16 protein-coding genes are annotated in these 20,896 nt (G+C 71.7%); 12 read left to right on the forward strand and 4 right to left on the reverse strand.

What is annotated here, in order from left to right:
• The first annotated feature begins 38 nt into the window (after positions 1–38).
• The 12 genes from BM041_RS16455 (at position 39) to hemN (ending at position 17,630) form a co-directional block, all read left to right on the forward strand.
• The gene (locus BM041_RS16455) at positions 39–1,718 is read left to right on the forward strand and encodes an ATP-binding cassette domain-containing protein (RefSeq protein ID WP_217648745.1); all 1,680 of its coding nucleotides are present in this window, start codon (positions 39–41) and stop codon (positions 1,716–1,718) included.
• Positions 1,715–3,400 (forward strand): ATP-binding cassette domain-containing protein, encoded by a 1,686-nt coding sequence (locus BM041_RS16460; protein WP_092960973.1) that lies wholly within the window; start codon positions 1,715–1,717, stop codon positions 3,398–3,400. Before BM041_RS16455 ends, BM041_RS16460 begins: the two co-directional genes overlap by 4 nt.
• The gene (locus BM041_RS16465) at positions 3,397–4,749 is read left to right on the forward strand and encodes an HlyD family type I secretion periplasmic adaptor subunit (protein ID WP_092960974.1); all 1,353 of its coding nucleotides are present in this window, start codon (positions 3,397–3,399) and stop codon (positions 4,747–4,749) included. The genes BM041_RS16460 and BM041_RS16465 overlap by 4 nt, the downstream gene beginning before the upstream one ends.
• Positions 4,750–4,774: 25 nt before the next feature.
• Positions 4,775–5,992 (forward strand): FAD-dependent oxidoreductase, encoded by a 1,218-nt coding sequence (locus tag BM041_RS16470; RefSeq protein WP_092960975.1) that lies wholly within the window; start codon positions 4,775–4,777, stop codon positions 5,990–5,992.
• A 101-nt stretch (positions 5,993–6,093) separates the two neighbouring features.
• Positions 6,094–7,452 carry a sn-glycerol-3-phosphate ABC transporter substrate-binding protein UgpB gene (gene ugpB, locus BM041_RS16475; RefSeq protein ID WP_092960976.1) on the forward strand — a complete coding sequence of 453 codons (1,359 nt, stop codon included), beginning with the start codon at positions 6,094–6,096 and terminating at the stop codon, positions 7,450–7,452.
• Positions 7,453–7,552: 100 nt separating this feature from the next.
• Positions 7,553–8,434 carry a sn-glycerol-3-phosphate ABC transporter permease UgpA gene (gene ugpA, locus BM041_RS16480; protein WP_092960977.1) on the forward strand — a complete coding sequence of 294 codons (882 nt, stop codon included), beginning with the start codon at positions 7,553–7,555 and terminating at the stop codon, positions 8,432–8,434.
• 154 nt (positions 8,435–8,588) lie between these two features.
• Positions 8,589–9,485 carry a sn-glycerol-3-phosphate ABC transporter permease UgpE gene (ugpE, locus tag BM041_RS16485; protein ID WP_092960978.1) on the forward strand — a complete coding sequence of 299 codons (897 nt, stop codon included), beginning with the start codon at positions 8,589–8,591 and terminating at the stop codon, positions 9,483–9,485.
• Complete coding sequence (gene ugpC / locus BM041_RS16490; protein ID WP_092960979.1) at positions 9,485–10,549, forward strand: sn-glycerol-3-phosphate ABC transporter ATP-binding protein UgpC; 1,065 nt, start codon at positions 9,485–9,487, stop codon at positions 10,547–10,549. Before ugpE ends, ugpC begins: the two co-directional genes overlap by 1 nt.
• Before the next feature lie 37 nt (positions 10,550–10,586).
• Positions 10,587–11,546 (forward strand): bifunctional helix-turn-helix transcriptional regulator/GNAT family N-acetyltransferase, encoded by a 960-nt coding sequence (locus BM041_RS16495; RefSeq protein WP_092960980.1) that lies wholly within the window; start codon positions 10,587–10,589, stop codon positions 11,544–11,546.
• An 11-nt stretch (positions 11,547–11,557) separates the two neighbouring features.
• Positions 11,558–13,735 carry a glycosyltransferase gene (locus BM041_RS16500; protein ID WP_092960981.1) on the forward strand — a complete coding sequence of 726 codons (2,178 nt, stop codon included), beginning with the start codon at positions 11,558–11,560 and terminating at the stop codon, positions 13,733–13,735.
• Positions 13,736–14,004: 269 nt separating this feature from the next.
• Positions 14,005–16,005: an ATP-binding protein gene (locus BM041_RS16505; RefSeq protein WP_217648746.1), complete on the forward strand. Its 2,001-nt coding sequence runs from the start codon at positions 14,005–14,007 to the stop codon at positions 16,003–16,005.
• Positions 16,006–16,268: 263 nt separating this feature from the next.
• Positions 16,269–17,630, forward strand: coding sequence for an oxygen-independent coproporphyrinogen III oxidase (gene hemN / locus BM041_RS16510; protein WP_092960983.1), 1,362 nt, complete (start codon positions 16,269–16,271; stop codon positions 17,628–17,630).
• 73 nt (positions 17,631–17,703) lie between these two features.
• Here hemN and BM041_RS16515 read toward each other — a convergent pair whose 3' ends face one another.
• The 4 genes from BM041_RS16515 to pgmG all read right to left on the reverse strand — a co-directional run bounded on the left by BM041_RS16515 (position 17,704) and on the right by pgmG (position 20,876).
• Positions 17,704–18,462, reverse strand: a complete 759-nt coding sequence (locus BM041_RS16515; protein ID WP_092961188.1) for a cache domain-containing protein — start codon at positions 18,460–18,462, stop codon at positions 17,704–17,706.
• A gap of 127 nt (positions 18,463–18,589) precedes the next feature.
• Positions 18,590–18,952 (reverse strand): response regulator, encoded by a 363-nt coding sequence (locus BM041_RS16520; protein ID WP_245762130.1) that lies wholly within the window; start codon positions 18,950–18,952, stop codon positions 18,590–18,592.
• A gap of 141 nt (positions 18,953–19,093) precedes the next feature.
• Positions 19,094–19,438, reverse strand: a complete 345-nt coding sequence (locus BM041_RS16525; protein ID WP_175533978.1) for a gamma-glutamylcyclotransferase family protein — start codon at positions 19,436–19,438, stop codon at positions 19,094–19,096.
• A 10-nt stretch (positions 19,439–19,448) separates the two neighbouring features.
• Positions 19,449–20,876 carry a phosphoglucomutase/phosphomannomutase PgmG gene (gene pgmG / locus BM041_RS16530; protein WP_092961190.1) on the reverse strand — a complete coding sequence of 476 codons (1,428 nt, stop codon included), beginning with the start codon at positions 20,874–20,876 and terminating at the stop codon, positions 19,449–19,451.
• Positions 20,877–20,896: the final 20 nt, after the last annotated feature.

The raw sequence follows: 20,896 nt of genomic DNA on the forward strand, positions 1-20,896 counted from the left end.
CCCGGGCGGGGGGTTCGCCGGCGACAGCGCAGGGCGTGATGGATATCGCGCGCGGGGAAGTGGGCGTCGCGGCGCGGTTCACGCTCTGGCTCGGCATCGTGCTGGCGCTGGCGGGCTTCGCGCTCACCGTCAGCAAGATGACGATCTGGCAGGTGGTGTTGCCCACGGGCGATCCCTGGACGCTGGCGGGCCTTTCGGTGCTGGTCGGCATCGCCATCGCCATGAACGTGGCGCTGGACCAGTTGCGGGAAATCGGCCTGCTGGCCCTGTCCCACCGCCTGGCGCGCCGGATGGCCGCGCCGCTCGTCATGGCGGCCGCGAAGCAGCAGGGCCGGTCCGACATCAGTGCCGGACAGGCGCTGCGGGATGTGGAGGAGCTGCGCCGCAACCTGGCGGGCCCGGTGCTGACCGGCGTCGTCGATGCGGTGATCGTGCCGCTGCTGATCCTGCTGCTGCTGTATTTCCACTGGGCCTTCGCCGTCTTCGCCCTGGCGCTCTGTCTGCTCGCCGCCGTCCTGTCCCTGGTCGGCGAACGCCTGACCCGCCGCGCGCTCGTCGCCTCCAACGACGCCCATGCGCAGACCAGCGGCCTGGTCGCGGATGCGATGCGCTGCGCGGAAGCGGTGGAGGCGATGGGCATGCGCCACAACCTGGCCGCCCGCTGGGAAGCGCGGATGGATGACAGCGCCACGGCGCTGCGCGGCGCGCAGAATGCCGGCCGCTGGATCAGCGCGGCGCTGAGCACGGTCTCGGGCATCGGCAGCGGCGGCGCGCTGGTGCTGGCCACCGTGCTGTCGGCGAACGGGGCCAATATCGGCATGGGCGCGCTCGTGGCGATGCTGCTGATGTGGCAGATCATCGGGCCCTTCACCCGGCTGGGCGGGGCGGCGGCGGACTGGGCTGGCGCGCTGGCGTCCTGGCGCCGGCTGCAGGCGCTGTCCCAGGCCGATCGCGGCCCGGATACCGGAATCGCCTTCCCCTGCCGCGACGCAAGGCTGGTCATGGAACGCGTCAGCTACGCCCATCGCGGCGCGCCGCGCGCCTTGCTGCGGGATGTGCAGCTGGTGGTGGAGCCGGGCCGCGCGGTGGCCATTTCCGGCAGCGCGGGGGCGGGCAAGACGACGCTGCTGCGCATCGCCGTCGGGATGGTGAAGCCCTCCGCCGGCGCCTGCTTCCTGGATGGCCAATCCACCAGCCAGTGGCAGCGGGAGGATTTCGCCCACCATGTCGGCTACCTGCCGCAGGACCCGCTGCTGACCGACGGTACGGTGGCGGAAGCCATTGCGCGCCTCGCCGCGCCCGACATGCAGGCGGTGATGGAAGCCGCGCGGCTGGCCGATGCGGCCTCGATGATCACGGCCCTGCCGCTGGGCTATGCCACCCCGATCCGGGCGGAGGGCCCGCTTTCCGCCGGGCAGCGGCAGCGGGTGGCGCTGGCCCGCGCGCTCTATGCCCGGCCGAAGCTGCTGGTGATGGACGAACCCGCCGCCTTCCTGGACGCGGAAGGGGAGCAACGGCTGGTCCGCCTGATCCGGCGCCTGTCGGCGGAGGGGATGGGCATCCTCTTCACCTCCCACCGCCCGGCGCTGCTGGCGGCCGCGGATCGCGTGCTGCTGCTACGCGGCGGCCAGCTGGCACCCGCGCCAGCCATCCCCGCCATCGCCGGGCCCACCACCACCGGTCCCAAAGCGGGCCGCCGCGCCGGTGAAGCCGCATGATCCGCGCCGGAACCATGGCCGGGGAGGTCGCGCAGGCGCTCAGCCGCGCGCCCGCCTTCAGCGGCGTGCTCGGCACCGCCTTTGGCCTGTCCGTCGCGCGCCAGGCCTGCCTGCTCGGCATGCCGCTGCTGACCATGCACGTCTTCGATGGCGTGATCGAGGGCGGCAACCTCGACACCCTGGCGGTGCTGGCGGTCTGCTTCTTCGTCGCCCTGGTGATGGCCGGCGTGATGCGGGCGGTGCGCGCCATGCTGATGGCGGCGCTGGCGGAAAGCCTGGCGCGGCGCCTGACGGTGGAGGCGCTGGAAGCCGCGGTGCGCAGCGCGCTGGCCGGCAGCCGGCGCCCGGGCCTGGCGGCGCTGCAGGATACGGCGGAGCTGCGCCGCTTCCTCGGCGGCGGCACCATCGCCGACCTTTTCGACATGACGGCGACGCCGATCGGCCTGCTGGTGCTGTGGATGATGCACCCCGTCTATGCCGTCATCGCGCTGGCGGCCTGCGTGACCATCGCGGCGCTTGGCGTGGTGCTGGACCATACGACGCGGGGCATGATGCGCAGCGCGTCCGACCGGCAGGTGAAGACCTCCGCCGAATTGCAGGGGCGGCTCCGGCAGGCGGACATGCTGGAGGGCCTAGGCATGCTGGGGGCCGTGGTGCGGCGGTGGGAACCGGCGCAGGCCGCTTCGCTGGCGGAAGGCGACCGCGCCCAGGCCCGTGCGCGCGCGGTGCGCGGCATCACCGAATACAGCTCCTACATCGCGCAGGGGACGATGGTGGTGGCGGGCGTGATCCTGGCGACCCATCACCAGGTCTCCCCGGGCAGCGTCATCGCGGCCAGCATGCTGGCGAATTCCGCCACCGCCCCCATCGCGCGCGTCGTGCTGTCCTGGCGCGACTGGGCGATGGCGGCGCTGGCCTGGCGGCGGATGCAGGAGCTGCTGGCAGACCATGCGGCGCCGGATGCCCTGCCGCCGGCCGCCGATGGCCATCCCGGGCTCTGGGTCCGCGACCTCACCTGGACACCGCCGGAGGGCGCGCGCCCCGTGCTGGACGGCACCACCGTCTATTGCCCGCCCGGCACCATCACCCTGGTGCTGGGGCCGAACGGCTCCGGCAAGTCCACGCTGCTGCGCCTCGCCCTCGGCCTGATGCAGCCGGATTCCGGCACCGCGGAGCTGGAGGGGCAGGATACGCGGCAGGTGGCGCGCGACGTGATCGGCCCGCGCATCGGCTACCTGCCGCAGGATGTGCAGCTGCTGGATGGCAGCGTGCTGCAGAACATCGGCCGCTTCGGGCCGGAGGAGGCGGAAGCCGTGGTCGCCGCCGCGCGCATGGCGGGCGCGCATGACATGATCGGCCGCCTGCCCCAGGGCTACGCGACCGAAGCCGGCCCCACCGCCGGCCTGTCGATGGGCCAGAAGCGCATGATCGGCCTGGCCCGCGCGCTCTACGGCGCCCCTTCCCTCCTGGTGCTGGATGAGCCGGAGGCCGGGCTTGACCGCGAAGGCCGGCAGGCGGCGCTGGCCGCGGTGCTGGCGGCCCGGGCGGCGGGCGCCGCCTGCCTCGTCGTCAGCCATGATCCCGGCCTGTGGCATGGGCAGGTGGACCAGTTGCTGCGCCTCGGCCCCCGTGGCAGCTGGCAGACGGAGGCGCCGGACAAGCCGGCGGCACGCGGCGCATGAGCACGGCACGCCTCACCGGCCCGAAATCCATCCCCCTCAGCTTCGCGGAAGCCGATGCGGCCGCGCGGATGCCGAGCGTGCGGCGCATCGGCCTGGCCGCGCTGCTGCTGCTCGTCGTGGGCTTCGGCGGGCTGCTGTTCTGGGCCGCCATCACGCCGATCGAGCGCGCCGTCGTCTCCCGCGGCTCCCTGGTCGCGGAAGGGCGGCGCAAATCCATCGTGCTCAGCGAGCCCGGCATCCTCCAGCAATTGCTGGTGCGGGAGGGGGAGCGCGTGCAGGCCGGCACGGTGCTGCTGCGCCTCGACCCCACCACGGCGGAAGCGGCCGCCGCCCAGGCCCGGGCCCAGGCCCGCGCGCTGGCCGTGCGGGTGGAGCGGCTGCGGGCGGAGCAGCAGGATGAACGCCGCTTCGTCGCCCCGCGGGAGATCCTGCGCGCGGCGGAACGCGACCCGGGCCTCGCCAATATCGTCGCGTCCGAACAGCGCCTCTTCACCGCGCGCTGGCAGGCCTATGACAGCAACATGGCGGTCTATGAACGGCGCGTGGCGGTGCAGCGCGAACAGTTGCAGGCCACCGCCGCGCAGCGCGCCTCCGTCGCCAGCCGCATCGGATCCATCCGCACGGACCTGGCCGGCCAGCGGCCGCTGGCGCAGCAGGGCTTCGCGCTGATGAGCCGCGTCCGGGAGCTGGAGCGGACGGAGGCCGAGCTGCTCGGCTCCGCCGGGGCGCTGGCCGCGCAGGAGGCGCAGTACCGCCAGGCCATCGCCCAGGCGGAGGCGGAGATGGCGACCTTCCGCCTGACCCGCGCCCAGGACATCGCCCGCGAATTGCAGGACAACCAGCAACTGCTTCTGGATGCCGAGCAGCGCGTGCTGGCGGCGGAGAATGTCCGCAGCCGGCGTGACCTGGTGGCGCCGGAAGCCGGCATCGTCACCGATATCCGCTTCGTCACGCCGGGCAGCAGCATCAGCGACGGCGTGCCGGTGCTGGACCTGCTGCCGCTGGATGACCGGCTGGTGATCGAGGCCAAGGTCCTGCCGGCCGATGTGGAGCAGCTGCATATCGGCAGCCGCGTGAATGTGCGCCTTTCCGCCTTCCGCCAGCGCACCACGCCGCTGCTGGCCGGGCACCTCACCTACGTCTCCGCCGACCAGCAGACGGATGCGCAGGGCAACCAGTTCTTCCTGGCCCGGGCGCAGATCGATGCCGGCGAACTGTCCGCCATCCCGGGCCTGCAATTGCAGGCGGGCATGCCGGTCGAGCTCTTCGTGCTGGGGGAGACGCGGAGCGCGCTGGCCTACATCATCTCGCCCATCCGCGACTCGCTGCGCCGCTCGTTGCGGGATTGAGGGCGCCGGGGCAGTCTGCGCCCCCATGAATGACCGCATCGCCCCGGACCGGGTTGCCATCGTGGGTGCCGGGCCGGTGGGCCTGGTGCTGGCCCTTCGCCTCGCGACGCTGGGCGTCCCTTCCATCGTGCTGGAGGCGGAGCCCGACATCAGCGAGGCGCTGCGCGCCAGCACCTTCCATCCGCCCTCGCTCGACATGCTGGATCAACTGGGCCTGGCGCAGCCGCTGATCGCGCAGGGCCTGGTGACGCCGACCTGGCAGATCAGGCGCCACGCCGATGGCGCGCGGGCGGTGTTCGACCTCGGCGTGCTCGCGGCCGACACCGCCCATCCTTACCGCCTGCAGGCCGAGCAGTGGAAACTCTCCCGCCTCATCCTGGCGAAGCTCGCCGCGGACCACCCCGGCACGGTCGAACTGCGCTTCGGCTGCAAGGTGGAGAGCGTGGCGCAGGACGGTGATGGCGTGACGCTCACCGGCACCGGCTTCGAGCCCCTGCGCGCCCCCTACGCGGTCGGCTGCGACGGCGCCCGCAGCGCCGTGCGCCAGGCCATGGGCATCGACTTCCCCGGCGACACCTATCCCGAGACCACCATCCTCGCCACCACCACCTTCCCCTTCCACGAGGCCTTCGAGGGGCTGTCGAACGTCAACTACATCTGGACCGAGCACCCGGCCTTCAGCGGCACCTTCAGCCTGCTGCGCGTGCCCGGGAAATGGCGCGCCAGCCTCTACCCCGCGCCGGGCGAGACGATCGAGCAGGCGCTGGAGCCCGCCGCCATCCAGCGCAAGCTGCAGGCCATCCACCCCAGGGGCGGCGAGTATGACGTGCCGGACCTCCGCCCCTATCGCATCCACCAGCGGATCGTGGAGACCTATCGGGTGGGCCGCCTGCTGCTGGCCGGGGACGCGGCGCATCTGAATAGCCCCTCCGGCGGCATGGGCATGAATGGGGGCATCCATGATGCCTTCGAACTCGCCGCCACCCTGCTGCCCGTGCTGCGCGGGGAAGCGCCCGAGTCGATGCTGGATCGATACACCCGCCGCCGCCAGCCCATCGCGAAGCGGGAGATCATCGCCCAGGCGGATCGAAACCGCGCCAGGATGAGAGAGACGGACCCGGCGAAGCGCGCCGCCCTGCTGGCGGAATTGCAGTCCGTGGCGGGCGATGCCGCCCGGGCCCGGGACCACCTGCTCAAATCCTCGATGATCGCGGGGTTGCGGGCAGCGGCGATGGTCGAGTAACGCTCGGAGCCCCTTCACCGGTCTGTCATATAACTGTAAAACAGTCGCAACGCGGGCCGGTTACGTGCCCGCCAGCAACGTTTCACGGGGAGAGTTAAGTCATGTTCCGTCGCACCATCATGGCGGGCGCCGTCGCGCTCGCGGCCGGCTTCGGGGCCCCGGCCCAGGCCCAGGCGCAGGCCACGGCCCCCACGGAAATCCAGTTCTGGCATGGCCTGACCCAGCCGCTGGGCGGGATGCTGGAGCAGATCGCCGCGGACTTCAACGCGAGCCAGAACCGCTACCGCATCCAGGCGACGTTCCGCGGTTCCTACCCCGAGACGATGGTGGCCGCGATCGCCGCCTTCCGCGCCGGCCAGGCGCCGGGCATCGTGCAGATGTTCGAAGTCGGCACGGGCACGATGATGGCCGCCGGCCGCGCCATCAAGCCGCTGCATGAACTGCTGGCGGAAACCAACACCCGCATCGACTTCCAGGACTACCTGCCCGGCGTGCGCGGCTACTACAGCCTGACCGACGGCCGCATGATGTCGATGCCGTTCAACAGCTCGACCTCCGTGGTGTTCTACAACAAGGACGCCTTCCGCCGCGCCAACCTGAACCCGGATGCCTTCCCGGAGACCTGGGAAGGGGTGGAAGCCGCCGCGCGCGCCCTGAAGGCCGCGGGCCATGCCTGCCCGATGACGACGGCCTGGCCGACCTGGCTGATGGTCGAGCAGTTCAGCGCCATCCACAACATCCCGCTGGCGACGCAGGCCAACGGCATGGGCGGGCTGAACGCGGAACTCCGCATCAACAACCCGCTGCTGGTGCGCCACTTCAACAACCTGGTCGCCTGGCAGCGCGAAGGCCTGTTCCGCTACGGCGGTCGTGACGGCGCGGCGGATGCGCTGTTCCCGAACGGCGAATGCGCGATGATCTTCGCCTCCTCCGGCCTGCGCGCGCGCATCATGCGGGAAGCGCAGTTCCCGTGGGGCGTGGGCATGCTGCCGGTCTACCAGGGCACCACGCCGATCAACTCCATCATCGGCGGCGCCAGCTTCTGGGTGATGAACCGCGGCCCGAATGCGGCGCGCTCGGCCGACGAACTGCAGGGCATCGCGCAGTTCTTCGCCTGGATCGCGCGGCCGGAAGTCGCCGCCAAGTGGCACACCGACACGGGCTTCCTGCCGGTGACGCGCACGGCCTTCGAACAGGTCCGCGCCACGGGCTTCTACAACCAGCCCGCCAATGCCGGCGCCGACGTCCCCATCCAGCAGATGCTGCGCGGCGGCGGCCAGATGACGGAGAACTCCATGGGCATCCGCCTCGGCGGCTTCGTGGAAATCCGCACCATCATCCAGGAGGAGCTGGAGCGCGCCTTCCAGGGCCAGCAGACCGGCGAACAGGCCCTGGCCAATGCGACGACGCGCGGCAACGTGGTGCTGCGCAACTTCGAACGCCAGAACGCCGCCCGCTGATCCAGGCTGCGTGATCGCGGGGGGCGGGCCACGCGCCCGCCCCCCGCTTTGTTTGTAGCGCTTTGTTTGTGACGTCCCATCGGGTGGCGGGAGGCTCGGTTTGCGCAAGAAGGTGATCTTCAAGGGCATCGCCCTGCCCTGGCTGCTGCTGCTGCCGCAGTTGGTCATCACCGGCGTCTTCTTCTTCTGGCCCGCCGGCCAGGCCATCTACGGGTCCTTCCTGCGGGAAGACGCCTTCGGCCTGTCCCGTGAATTCGTGGGGCTCGAGAATTTCCGCGACGTGCTGGCGGACCCCAACTACCTCGCGGCGGGCTGGAACACGGTCGTGTTCTCCTCCTCCGTCGCCATCGGCGCGCTCGGCGTCGCGCTGTTCCTGGCCGTGCAGGCGGACAAGGCGATCCGTGGCGCGGATGCCTACAAGACCATGCTGATCTGGCCCTATGCCGTGGCGCCCGCGGTGGCCGCCGTGCTGTGGCTGTTCATGTTCCACCCGCAGATCGGCCTGTTCGGCAAGGCGCTGAACGGCATCGGCATCCGCTGGGACTACAAGGTGAATGGCGACCAGGCGATGCTGCTGGTCATCATGGCGGCGGCCTGGAAGCAGGTCTCCTACAACTTCATCTTCTTCCTGGCGGGGCTGCAATCCATCCCCCGCGCCGTGCTGGAAGCCGCCGCCATCGATGGCGCGCGCCCGGTGCGCCGCTTCTGGACGATCATCTTCCCGCTGCTGGCGCCGACCAGCTTCTTCCTGCTCGTGGTCAACATCGTCTACGCCTTCTTCGACACCTTCGGCACGATCCATGCGCTGACGCAGGGCGGCCCGGGCCAGGCGACATCGACGCTGATCTACAAGGTCTATGTCGATGGCGTGCAGAACCTGAATTTCGGCGCCTCCGCGGCGCAAAGCGTGATCCTGATGGCCATCGTGGTGGCGCTGACCGCCGTGCAGTTCCGCTTCGTGGAGCGGAAGGTGCACTATTGATGAAGCCTTCAGTCGGCAGGCGCGGCCTCCGGCCGCTTGCCTTCGCGCAGGCCACTGTCCAGTCAGGCGGCACTGCTGGTTTGTGCGCGGGCCGCATTCGCGGCCTTGGCGCGCCTGACATGCGGCATGCCGCCAGTTTCGGGGGGACCCCGCCATGCTGACTGCCGCGGATGACGCCGCCCTGGTCCGCGCCACCGCGCGCCGCCAGGCGCGGTCGCGCTACGTCGCCCATGCCGTGCTCACCCTCGGCGTGCTGGTCTTCGCCTTCCCCATCTGGCTGACGCTGGTGGGGTCGAGCCACGATGCCAACACCATCGGCCGCGGCGACGTGCCGCTGTGGTTCGGCGCGCAGGCCATCACCAACTACATCAGCGCCTGGACCACGGGCGGCAGCGCTGTCCGCACCACGGGCCAGGTGCCGGCGTGGCTGATGCTGTGGAACAGCCTGAACATGGCGGTGATGATCGCGCTCGGTAAGATCGCGATCTCCCTCCTCTCGGCCTATGCCGTGGTGTTCTTCAGCTTCCCCGGCCGCATGGTCGCCTTCTGGCTGATCTTCATCACCCTGATGCTGCCGGTCGAGGTCCGCATCATCCCGACCTTCGAGGTGATGGTGAATCTCGGCCTCATCAACACCATGTCCGGGCTGGTGGTGCCGCTCATCGCCTCCGCCACCGCGACGCTGCTGTTCCGCCAGTTCTTCCTGACCATCCCGGATGAATACGTGGAAGCCGCGAAGATCGACGGCGCCGGGCCGCTCCGCTTCTTCAAGGACGTGGTGATGCCGCTGTCGGTCACGAACATCGCGGCGCTCTTCGTCATCCTCTTCATCTATGGCTGGAACCAGTATCTCTGGCCGCTGCTCATCGTCTCCGACAAGGACCTGGAGACGGTGGTGGTCGGCATGTCGAAGATGATCGGCACCTCGGACAGCCAGAACGAGTGGAACATCATCATGGCGACCGCGGTGCTGGCGATGCTGCCGCCCGTGGCCGTCGTGGTCTTCATGCAACGCTGGTTCGTCAAGGGCCTGACGGAGACGGAAAAGTAATGGCCACCCTCACCCTTTCCGCCGTCCGCAAGCAGTTCGGCAGCACCCAGGTCCTGCACGGCATCGACCTCGATGTCGCGGATGGCGAGATGATCGTCGTCGTCGGCGCCTCCGGCTGCGGCAAATCCACCCTGCTGCGCATCGTGGCGGGGCTGGAAACACCCTCCTCCGGCATCGTCCGCATCGATGGGCGGGACGTGACCGCGCTGGAACCCGCGGACCGCGACATCGCCATGGTGTTCCAGAACTACGCGCTCTATCCGCACATGTCGGTCTTCGAGAACATGGCCTATGGCCTGAAGATCCGAGGCCAGGCGATGCCGGAGATCAAGCGGCGCGTGGCCGAGGCCGCAGAGATGCTGGAGATCGGCCCGTTGCTGGACCGCAAGCCGCGCCAGCTGTCGGGCGGCCAGCGGCAGCGCGTCGCGATGGGCCGCGCGGTGGTGCGGGAGCCGAAGCTGTTCCTCTTCGACGAACCGCTCTCCAACCTCGACGCCAAGCTGCGCGTGCAGATGCGCGCGGAAATCCGCCGCCTGCAGAAGCGCCTCGGCGTCACCAGCCTCTTCGTCACGCATGACCAGGTGGAGGCGATGACCTTGGGCGACCGCCTGGTGGTGATGCATGCCGGCCGCGCCGCGCAGGTGGCCTCCCCCATGGAGGTCTGGGGCAGGCCCGCCGATACCTATGTCGCCGGCTTCATCGGATCGCCGGCGATGAATTTTCTCCAGGCCACGCTGGCCGGGGGTGGCACCGCCGCCACGCTGAAGGCGGGCCCGACCATCGCCTTCGCCGATGGCGCGCGCCCGGGCGCGGATGGCACGCCGCTCACCATCGGCATCCGGCCGGAGCATGTGACGGTGAGCCCGGACGGCCTGCCCCTGACCGTCGACCTGGTGGAGCCGCTGGGGTCGGAGACCGTCATTCATGGCCGCCTGCCGGGGAATGAGGTGCTGGTGGCGCGCCTGCCGATCGCGGCCAGCGACATCGGCGCGGTGCTGCCCCTCACCCTGCCCGCCAGCGCCTTCCATGTCTTCGACGCGGCCGGGGTGCGGATGGGTGGCTGATGCTTGCTTTTAGCAAGCATATCGCTAGCCTCGGGGCATGTCCGATGCCCCGAAGCCCGACCCGGTCGCCGCCATCCGCCGCTTCAGCCGCTTCTACACGCGGCGGATCGGCCTGCTGCATGAACGCTACCTCGGCACCGCGCTGACCCTGCCGGAGGGGCGGCTGGTGTGGGAACTGGCGGATCGCGGCACCGCCGCGCCGGGCAGGCTGGCGGCCGAGCTCGGGCTCGATGCCGGCTATCTCAGCCGGCTGGTGAAGGGGCTGGAGGAACGCGGCCTTCTCGCCCGCCGGCCCGATCCCGACGATGCCCGGTCCAGCCTGCTGTCGCTGACGGCTGCCGGCCAGGCCGCCTTCGCCACCATCGATGGCCAGTCGCGGGCGGAGGTGGCGGGCCTCGTCGCCGGGCTTCCGGCGGCGGAGCAGGATCGCCTGGTCGCGGCCCTCGGCACCGCGGAACAGCTGCTGGGCGGTGGCGCCCCGGCCTTCGTCCTCCGCCCGCCGCGGCCCGGCGATATCGGCCATGTCGTCAGCCGCCACGGCGCTCTCTACGCCGCCGAATTTGGCTGGGATGGCAGCTTCGAAGGGCTGGTGGCGGAAATCGCCGCCGGCTTCATCCGGGACTTCGACCCGGCGCGTGAGGCCTGCTGGATCGCGGAGCGCGGCGGCGCCATCGTCGGTTCCGCCTTCCTGGTGAAGCACGCGGCGGACACGGCCAAGATCCGCCTGGTCTATGTGGAGCCCTCGGCGCGCGGGCTCGGGATCGGGGCGGCGATGGTCGCGGCCTGCATCGCCTTTGCGCGGACCAAAGGCTATCGCCGCGTCACGCTCTGGACCCATTCGATCCTGCTCGCCGCCCGGCGGATCTATGAACGCGCGGGCTTCCGGCTGGTGGCCTCCGAACCCCATCGCAGCTTCGGGCATGACCTGGTGGCCGAAACCTGGGACCTCGTCATCGACGATCCCCCAGTGATGGCCGGTCAACCCATCGCGGGGTAGCATCGCCGCCGATGGACAGCCCGAAACCCACGCCTGAAGCGATCCGCGCCAAAGCCGATGCGATGCGCGACCAGCGCCGCTGGGCGGAGGCGGAGCATCTCTATCGCGCCTACCTCGCCGAACGGCCGCGGCACTGGGAGATCCTGGTCCAGCTCGGCCACTGTGTGAAGGAACGCGGGGATGTCGAGGGTGCGCTCGCGATCTACCGGCAGGCGGAGGCGCTGGAGCCGCGCGACTTCGACCCGCCGCTGCAGATCAGCCAGGCGCTCCGCATGCTCGGGCGGGGGCGCGAAGCCGCGGAGGCGATCGCCCGCGCCCTGGCCTGCGCGCCCTACAACACCGTGCTGCGGCGCGCCGATGCGCTGGTGCGGCACCGGCGGGACATCCCCGGCGACGGCCCGGTGCAGGCCCCGCCGCTTCGGCCCGGCGGCGCGCCATCCCAACTCGCCTTCGACGTCACGGACCTGCTGGCCTATCTGCGGGAGGCCCGCACCCCCACCGGCATCCAGCGCGTGCAGATGGGGATGCTTGGCGCCGTTCTGGCGACCTCCCGCGGCCCCGGTCGGCCGGACCTGCTGCTGATGGCCTATGAACCTTCCACCTGGCGCTGGTGGCATGTGGAGGAGCGCGCCTTCCGGCAGGTCCTCGGCCTGGCGCGCCTCGGCGCGCGGGCGGATGAACCCGCCTGGCGCGCTGCGACCGCGACGCTCTGCAACGCCGATGCCCGGCCCGATGCGCCGCTGAAGGCAGGGGCGACATTGACGACGCTCGGCAATGCCTGGGGGGTGGAGGATTACTTCCGCGGCCTCCGCATGCTCCGCGCGCAGGTGCCCTTCCGCTACGTCGCCTTCGTGCATGACTGCGTGCCGCTGGTGATGCCCGAGCACTGCCTCGGCCTCACCGTGCGGCTCTATGCGCGCTGGTTCGCCGCGCTGTCCCTGCACGCCGATGCGCTGCTGGCGAATTCGGAAAGCACGCTGCAGGACGTGCGGCAATTCGCCGCGGGCCTCGGCCCGGAACGGCCCGCGACGGTAGTGCGGCTGGCGGCGGAGGGGCTCGGCCCGCCGGCGGAGGCCGGCGCCGCCCGCGCGGCGGCGGAGGCCCTGCCCGCGCCCCTGCCCGGGGAGCGCTTCGTGCTGTTCGTCGCCACGCTGGAATCGCGCAAGAACCATCTGATGGTGTTCCAGGCCTGGCTGGCGCTGATCCGGCGGCTCGGCGCGGCCGCGGTGCCGCGGCTGGTCTGCGTCGGCAAGCCGGGCTGGCATGCGGAAGCGGCACTCGGCCTGCGGGAACGATCCCCGGCGCTGCGCCGCCAGGTCTCCGTGCTGCATGACGTGTCGGACCTGGCGCTGGCCGGGCTCTACGCGCGCTGCGACTTCACCATCTACAACTCCTTCCACGAAGGCTGGGGCCTGCCGGTCAGCGAGAGCCTGGCGGCGGGCAAGCTGGCGGTGGTGCCGGCGCAGTCCGGGCTGCTGGAATCGGGCGCACCCGGCGCCGTCTTCTTCCCGCCCCAGGACGAGCCGGCGCTGGTGGAGGTGCTGGAGCGCCTCGTCACGGACACCGCCCATCGCGCGGCCCTGGAAGCCGGGATCGATCGCAAGGCGGCGGGGCGAAGCTGGCACCAGGCGGCGGCGGAGGCGCTGGCCGCGCTGGCCCGGCCCGGCGAGGGCGACGCGGAGCCCGCCTTGCCGCTGGGGGAGCGGCTTCCGCTCGGCACCGGCGGCCCGCCGGCGGCCACCAGCGCGGTGGCCTGGGCGGAACGTGTGCGCCAGGGGCTGGGCTGGTGGTGGCAGGAAGCCTGGGGCTGCTGGACGCGGGACGGCGTCGCCACGCTCGGCCTGCCGGCCGCGGTGCCGGCCGGCACGGCGATGCGGGCGGTGCTGGAACTGCGCGGCCCGCCCGGCGGCGGCGCGATCCGGCTGCGCCTGCGGGGCGAGGGCGGGGAACCCTGGCGCCGCCTGGTACTCGGCCCGGACCAGCGCCTGGCCTGCGTGCTGCGGGCCAAGGCCGGGCCGGGCGGGCTGGTGGTGGACATCGATGCGGGCGATGGCGTGAAGCTCGGCGACCGGGGCAACCGGCTGGTGGGCGCGGGCGTGGTGGCGGTGATGGCCTGCCGGGAGGATGACCTCGCCGCCCGACTCGCGGCACTGGAACGCGCCGAAGGCGTATTGGAAGGCGCGGCCTGACCTTCCGGTTGTCTTGTCGTGATGCAGGAAAGCCACGCTCACATGGCCGCGAGCGTAACGTTCACGCGTTCCGACCGCCATGCGATGCCTCCCCGTGGCACCTGCCGTAAGTTTGTTTCCGAATCGGAAGCGCCTGCGTGCCGGCTGTGGCGCAGGGCGTGGCGGTCCATCAGGCTCGGGGGCTTCCCCCATCAAGAGGCAGCGTTCCCATCAAGCGCGAAAGGCAGCCCGCAACGACAGGTTCCCGGGGCTACGGCCTCGTGGCGGGCGTGGCCGTGGCCGGCCTCGCCCTCGGGTCGGCGTGGATGCATGCGGAGTCGCAGGCCGAGGCCCGGGCGGCGACCGCGATCGCCACCGCGGAACGCGCCGCGCGGGGCGCCCGGGCCCTCGTCGCCCAGCCGATCGAGGGGCTGGCGGAAGCGCTGGGCGCGGCCGAGCAGCGCCACCAGGCCGCGGCGCGCGGTGACCGCGCGGCACAGCAGGTGGCCGAAAGGCTGCTGGCGGAAGCGGCGCGGCGCGACGGGCTGCAATTCGCGGCGGTGACGGATGCGCAGGGGCGAATCGTCTGGACCACCCATGCGCCGCTGACCGGCACCTCCCTGGCGGATCGGGAGAGCTTCGGCCTGCACCGTGGCGGTCGGGCGGATGTACTGATGGCGCCGGCCCTGCTGGACCTGCCGGGCGGGCCGCGCAGCCTGCTGGCGACGCGGCCGCTGGCTGATTCGCGGGGCTTCACGGGCATCGCGGTGGCGGCGATCGATCCGCGGCGGCTCGACCGGGCGCTGGGCGATGCGGCGGTGCTGCCGGGGCTGCGACTGGCGCTGCTGCGCGCCGATGGCATGCCGCTCGCCACCGGCGGGACCCCGCTGCCGGCCCCCCTCTGGCCGCTTCCCACGCCCACCACCGCCGTGTCGCGGCGGGCGGCGGTGGATGGGCTGCCGCCCTTGACACTTGCCGCCGCGCCGGCCGGCGGCGACCTGCTGCTGGTCGCGGCGCTGGAGGAGGCGGCGGCGAACGGCGCCTGGTTCCCCTTCCTGCTGGCCGCGGTGATCGGCCTGGGCGCGATCGGGATGCCGCTGCTGCGGCGCCCGGCGCCGGCGGAGCCGCCGGATGCGGTGGATGATTCGCTGCCGGCCATCACCTACCGCGCCGTGATCGAGGTGGGCGGGGCCATGCGGCTGACGGAGATCGGCCCCGGCGTGGAACGGCTGACGGGCTGGACCGTGGAAGCGGCGCTGCGGCCGGGCTGGCGGCAGCGTGGCGTGGATGCGCAGACCCTGCCGCTCGGCCCGGACCTGCCGGACCGCCTGCGGCGCGAGACCCAGGCCACCGCCGAATACCGCTTCCGCCGGGCCGACGGCGCCTGGATGTGGCTGCGGGAGACCGCGCGCGTCACCGGCCGCGGCGCCGCGGGCATCGAGGCATCGGGCGTGCTGGAGGACATCACGGCGGAGCGCGAGCTGGCGCTGCAGGCCGCCACCGCCGCCAAATTCGCCACCCTCGGCGAGATGGCGGCCGGGCTGGCGCATGAACTCAACCAGCCCATCGCCATCATGTCGCTCGCCGCCGAGAACGCGGCGGAGGCGCTGGAGGCGGGCGAGGACGGGGTGGAGGAGGCGCTGACGCGACTCCGCCGGATCATGGCCCAGGCCGACCGGGCCAAGGCCATCGTCACCCAGCTTCGTGCCTTCTCCCGCGTCGATGTCTCCGCGCTGGAGGCGATCGACCTGGGCGGCGCGGTGCACGGGATGATGGTGCTGGCCGGCCAGGCGCTGCGGGATGCGGGGATCCAGGTCCAGCTGCGCCTGCCCGACGTGCTGCCCCCCGTGGTCGGCCAGGTGATCCTGGTGGAGCAGGTGCTGCTGAACCTGGTGCTGAATGCCCGCGACGCGCTGCTGGACCGCCCGCCGGAACGTCGGCGCCTGCGGATCGAGGCCGAGATCGGCCCGCTGGCGGATGAGGTGACGCTGCGGGTCCGCGACAGCGGCCCGGGCCTGGCGCCGGAGGTGCGGGACAAGCTGTTCGAGCCCTTCTACACCACCAAGCCGCCGGGCTTCGGCACCGGGCTCGGCCTGTCCATCTCCCGCACCATCATGCGCGGCATCGGCGGGCGCATCACGGCGGACAACGTGGCGGATGGCACGGAGGCCGGGGCCGAATTCACCCTGGTGTTCCGCCGCGCCGTGCTGGCGACACCCGATCCGGAGGAGGAGCGGGCGCCCGCCGCCGCCGGCTGGGCCCCGGCGCCCCGCTGGCCGGCGGCCACCTGACGCCCTCGATCCCGAAGCGGATCCATCCTTTTTAGGACTTTTAGCCGATTTAGCCGTTTTAGTGCATTTAGTCGCGATTCACGGGGTGCCTCGGACCGATGCGGGACCCGCGCTGCCCCGGCGCCGGACGCAATCCGGCCCCGTGACGCAATGAACATAACAGGAACATCGTCGATCCGGCAAGTCCCGCGGCGCCCGGAAATCGCGCGCGGAACTTGATCCTCCGCAAGGCGCCGACGCTGCCAGACGGGGAAGGATGGGTCATGGACGCACTCCCTCCCCCAGGCCTCCGCCCCTCCCGCGCCATCCTGGCCCGCTACGCGCGCCAGAACCTGCCGCGCTACACCTCCTACCCCACCGCGCCGCATTTCGGGGCGCTGGAGGAAGCGCGCTACCGGGAATGGCTCGGCGCCGTGGCGCCGGGGGACCGGCTTTCGCTGTATCTCCACATCCCCTTCTGCAAGTCGCTCTGCTGGTATTGCGGCTGCCACACCAGCGTGACGCGATCCGTCGCGCGGACCAGCCGCTACGCGCAGGGGCTGGTGGCGGAGGCGGCGCTGCTTGCCGCCGCCTTGCCGGAGGCAGCGCCGGTGGAGGCGCTGCACCTCGGCGGCGGCACGCCGTCCGCCCTGGGGGCGGAGGCGCTGGAGGGCGTGATGGAGGGGCTTCGCCAGCGCTTCGCCTTCCTGCCCGATGCGGAGCTTTCCGTCGAACTCGACCCCCGGCTGCTGGATGATGCCATCGTGGCCGTCCTGGCGCGGCAGGGCTTCGGGCGCGCCAGCCTCGGCGTGCAGGACATGGCGGCGGAGGTGCAGACGCTGATCGGCCGCATCCAGCCGCCGGCGCTGGTGGCGGGGGCGGTCGCGAAGCTGCGCGCCGCCGGGATCAAGGGCATCAATTTCGACCTGATGTACGGCCTGCCCGGCCAGACCACCGCCCATGTCGAGGCCAGCGCCCGCTTCGCCGCCGAAGCCGGGGCGGACCGGGTCGCGGTGTTCGGCTATGCCCATGTGCCCTGGATGAAGCCGCACCAGAAGGCGATCCCGGAGGCGCTGCTGCCCGATGCCATGGCCCGGATGGACCAGGCGGAGGCGGCGGAGCGGGCGCTGCTGGCGGCGGGCTATGTCGCCATCGGGCTCGACCATTTCGCGCGGCCGGAGGACCCGATGGCGGTGGCGGCGAAGGCAGGCGCGCTGCGGCGCAACTTCCAGGGCTACACGACGGATCGCGCGCCGGTGCTGCTCGGCCTCGGTGCCTCCGCCATCGGGTCGCTGGCGGAGGGCTATGCGCAGAACCTGCCCGATGAGCGCGCCTGGCTGGCGGCGGTGGAGGCCGGGCGGCTGCCCATCGCCCGCGGCCTGGCCCTGACGAAGGAGGACCGGCTGCGGCGCGGCATCATCGAGGCGGTGATGTGCGACCTGTCGCTGGACCTGCGGCGCGTGCCGCTGAAGGTCTGGCGCGCGGCGGAGGCGCGGCTGGAACCGCTGGTGGCCGATGGGCTGGCGACGGTGGCGGATGGCAGGCTGGCCACGACCGAGGCCGGACGGCGCTTCGTGCGCCACATCGCGGCGGCCTTCGATGCCTATCTCGGCGGCGGTCCGGCGCGGCACAGCGCGGCGGTGTAGGATTGCCTGATCGCGCGGTCAGGTATTGTTCAAGCGCTGCCGACTGCCAGACGGGCGGAGGGGGGCGGGCGTCCTATCCCCGTCCGCGCAGCGTGCTCGCGGGCAGGCCGACCAAGCGCCAGCCGAGGCCCGGCGCTTCCGGCGCCTGCTGCACCAGTGACAGGGGTGGCCGGGGGCTGGCGGTCATCCAGTGCCCCTCGGCCCCGAACAGCACATTCCCCTCCCGCGACAGCAGCGCCACCTGCGCGCCCGGCGGGATGGGCGCGCCGGCGATGATCGCCGTCACCCAGCGCCAATCGACATGCGACCCCAGCACCCCCACCACCTGGCCGGCGGCATTGCGGACGGGCGTGGTGAAGTCGATCAGCCGCAGCGGTTCGTCGCGGGGGTCCCGCCGCAGCGCGGTGACCAGCAACGCCGCGCTGTGGACATCGCCCGCGAAATGGCGCTGCAGCCCGGCCTGGAACCAGGGCCGGGCGGAGACGTCGGCGCTTTCCAGCACGCCGGCGGAGGCGGCGATGACCTTGCCGTCGCGGGCACTGGCGACGCCGATCCAGACGGTATGCGGGGCCGCCTGCTGGGCGGCGTTCATCATGCGGCGGAGTTCCGGCACGGGCTGGGCGGCCTGGCCGCGCTCCACCTCCGCCGCCAGGGCGCGCAGCCTGGCCCATTGCCGGTCCAGCTCCCGCGCCAGGGAAGCCGCCGTCAGCCGCGCGGCGGCCTGCAGCGAATCATGCTCGGACGCGATGGCACTGCCGGCGATGGCCCATGGCAGCGCGCCGGCCAGGGCCAGCCGCCATGCCGCCCGCCGGGTCACGGGTTCCATCACCATGGTTGCCAGACGCGCCCCCCGCTTCGCATCGCGGGCGGGTCCGGCGCGCGCCACGCGATCGGACATCGGCAAGGCCGGGCCCGGATGATGCCAGGGCGGCGGGATACCCTGGGCCGGAAGGCGTGCGTCAGACCGGGGCGCAGATCCGCCCCAGCATCGCCGTCAACTCGCTCGGGTCATAGGGCTTGGCCAGCACCATGGCCTTCTGGTGCCCGGCCGGCAGGCCGGAGGCACCGTAGCCCGTGGCGATGACATAGGGGATGCCGCGCAACGCCAGCGCATCGGCAACGGGGGTGGAGGTCTCGCCCGCCAGGTTCAGGTCCAGCACCACGGCATCAGGCCGTTCGGCGGCCAGGAAGCCCATCGCTTCCTCCACCGTCGCGGCGGGACCGATGACGGAGAAGCCGGCGTCGAGCAGCGCATCCTCCACCAGCATGGCCACCAGCGCCTCATCCTCCACGACAAGGACCCGTCGCCCATCAGCCGGCATCGCCAGACCCTCCATCCCCATAACCACCGGTGCCAACGCGACTGCGACCTGACGGGTTCACCATGCACGGGAAGATGGCCGCGGCGCCAGCGCCGACGGCGTAGTAAAGGTCCTCACTATTTCGCGTGTTTCACCTGGACATCATGGAAGGGTTCGCCAGGGGCTGCCGGCTGCCGCCAGGGCGGGGTGGGCGATCCAGGCCAGGGCGGCCAGGCGGCCGCGCGACAGGCGGAGCCGGACCGGCCGCAGGCGATAGGCGGCCCCCTCATAGGCGTGCAGGCGACGGAGCGGCGCACCGGCCAGGGTGACGACCAGGCCGTGGACGGAATGGCAACGGGCGCGCAGCAGCGTCGGATAGGGCTGGCCGCGCAGCGCCACGCGCCGCCATCCCGGCAGGATGGCCGGCACCCCGCGCAGGCCATGGCGGCCGGCGCGGGCGGCGAGGACCCTGGGGTCCAGCAGCGTGCCGTACAGGAAGACCCGCACGGCAGCCGGCTCAGTGGCCGGCGTTCTCACCCGTGAAGTCCGGGGCGGCGAGGCCGGAGGCCTGGAGCTGCTTCGCGATGCCGGCCTTGAGGCGTTCGAGCCCGGCCTCGCTGGAAGCCTCCGCGCGCGCCACCAGAACGGCCTGGGTGTTGGAGGCGCGGAGCAGCCACCAGCCATCCTCCGTCAGCACGCGGACGCCATCGACGTCCTGCACCTTGGCGCCTTCCGCCGCGAGGCGGGCCTTCACTTCCGCCACCACGTCGAATTTGCGCGTGTCCGGGCAATCGAAGCGGAGTTCGGGGGTGTTGATGACCTGCGGCAGCGCGGCGCGGACTTCCGACAGCTTGCCCTCCATGCGCGCCACGATGCCGAGCAGGCGGATGGCGGAATAGGGGGCGTCGTCGAAGCCGTACCACTTGTCCGCGAAGAAGATGTGGCCCGACATCTCCCCGGCCAGGGGGCTGCCGGTCTCGGCCATCTTGGACTTGATGAGGCTGTGGCCGGTCTTCCACATCAGCGGCGTGCCGCCGGCCTTGGCGACTTCGTCGAACAGGACCTGGCTGGCCTTCACATCGGCGATGATGGTGCCGCCGGGCTTCGACTTCAGGACATCGCGCGCCAGGACGATCAGCAGCTGGTCGCCGAACAGGATGTGGCCTTCATTGTCCACCACGCCGATCCGGTCGGCGTCCCCATCGAAGGCGATGCCGAGGTCGGCGCCGTTCTTCGCGACTTCCGCGATGATCTGTTCCAGGTTCTTGGCGACCGTCGGGTCCGGATGGTGGGCCGGGAAGGTGCCGTCGATGGTGCCGTTGATGACGTAGTGCGTGCCCGGCAGCCGGGCCACCATGCGCTTGGTGATCTCGGCGCCCGATCCATTGCCCGGGTCCCACACGACCTTCAGCGCGCGGTCCCCGCCATCCCAGTCCTGCATCATGCGGGTGATGTAGTCCTCGGACACATCGACCTGGCGATCGGTGCCGACGGCGGCGGGGACGACATCCCCTTCGGCGGCCATGCGGCCGATCTGCTGGATCTGCGGGCCGAAGAAGGGCTTCTTCCCCAGCATCATCTTGAAGCCGTTGTAGTTGGGCGGGTTGTGGCTGCCCGTCACCATGATAGCGCCATCGGCCTTCAGCGCGTAGGAGGCGAAGTAGAGCATCGGCGTCGGCCCGCAGCCGATGCGCAGCACCTCCAGCCCGCAGGCGCGGAGCCCCGCGACGAGCTGCGCTTCCAGCTCCGGCGAAGACAGGCGGCCATCATAGCCCACCGCGACCTTGGTACCCCCCTTTTCCCCATTCTGGCCGCGGGAGACGATGGAGCCGAAGCAGCGCCCGATGGCGAAGGCATCCTCCGGCTTCAGGGTTTCGCCGACGATGCCGCGGATGTCGTATTCGCGGAGCGAGGTGGGGTCGAAGCGGTGGTTGAAGGCCGTCATGTCCTGCGTCGTCTCCACTT

Source organism: Falsiroseomonas stagni DSM 19981 (genome assembly GCF_900114315.1).
Taxonomy (GTDB): Bacteria; Pseudomonadota; Alphaproteobacteria; order Acetobacterales; family Acetobacteraceae; genus Falsiroseomonas; species Falsiroseomonas stagni.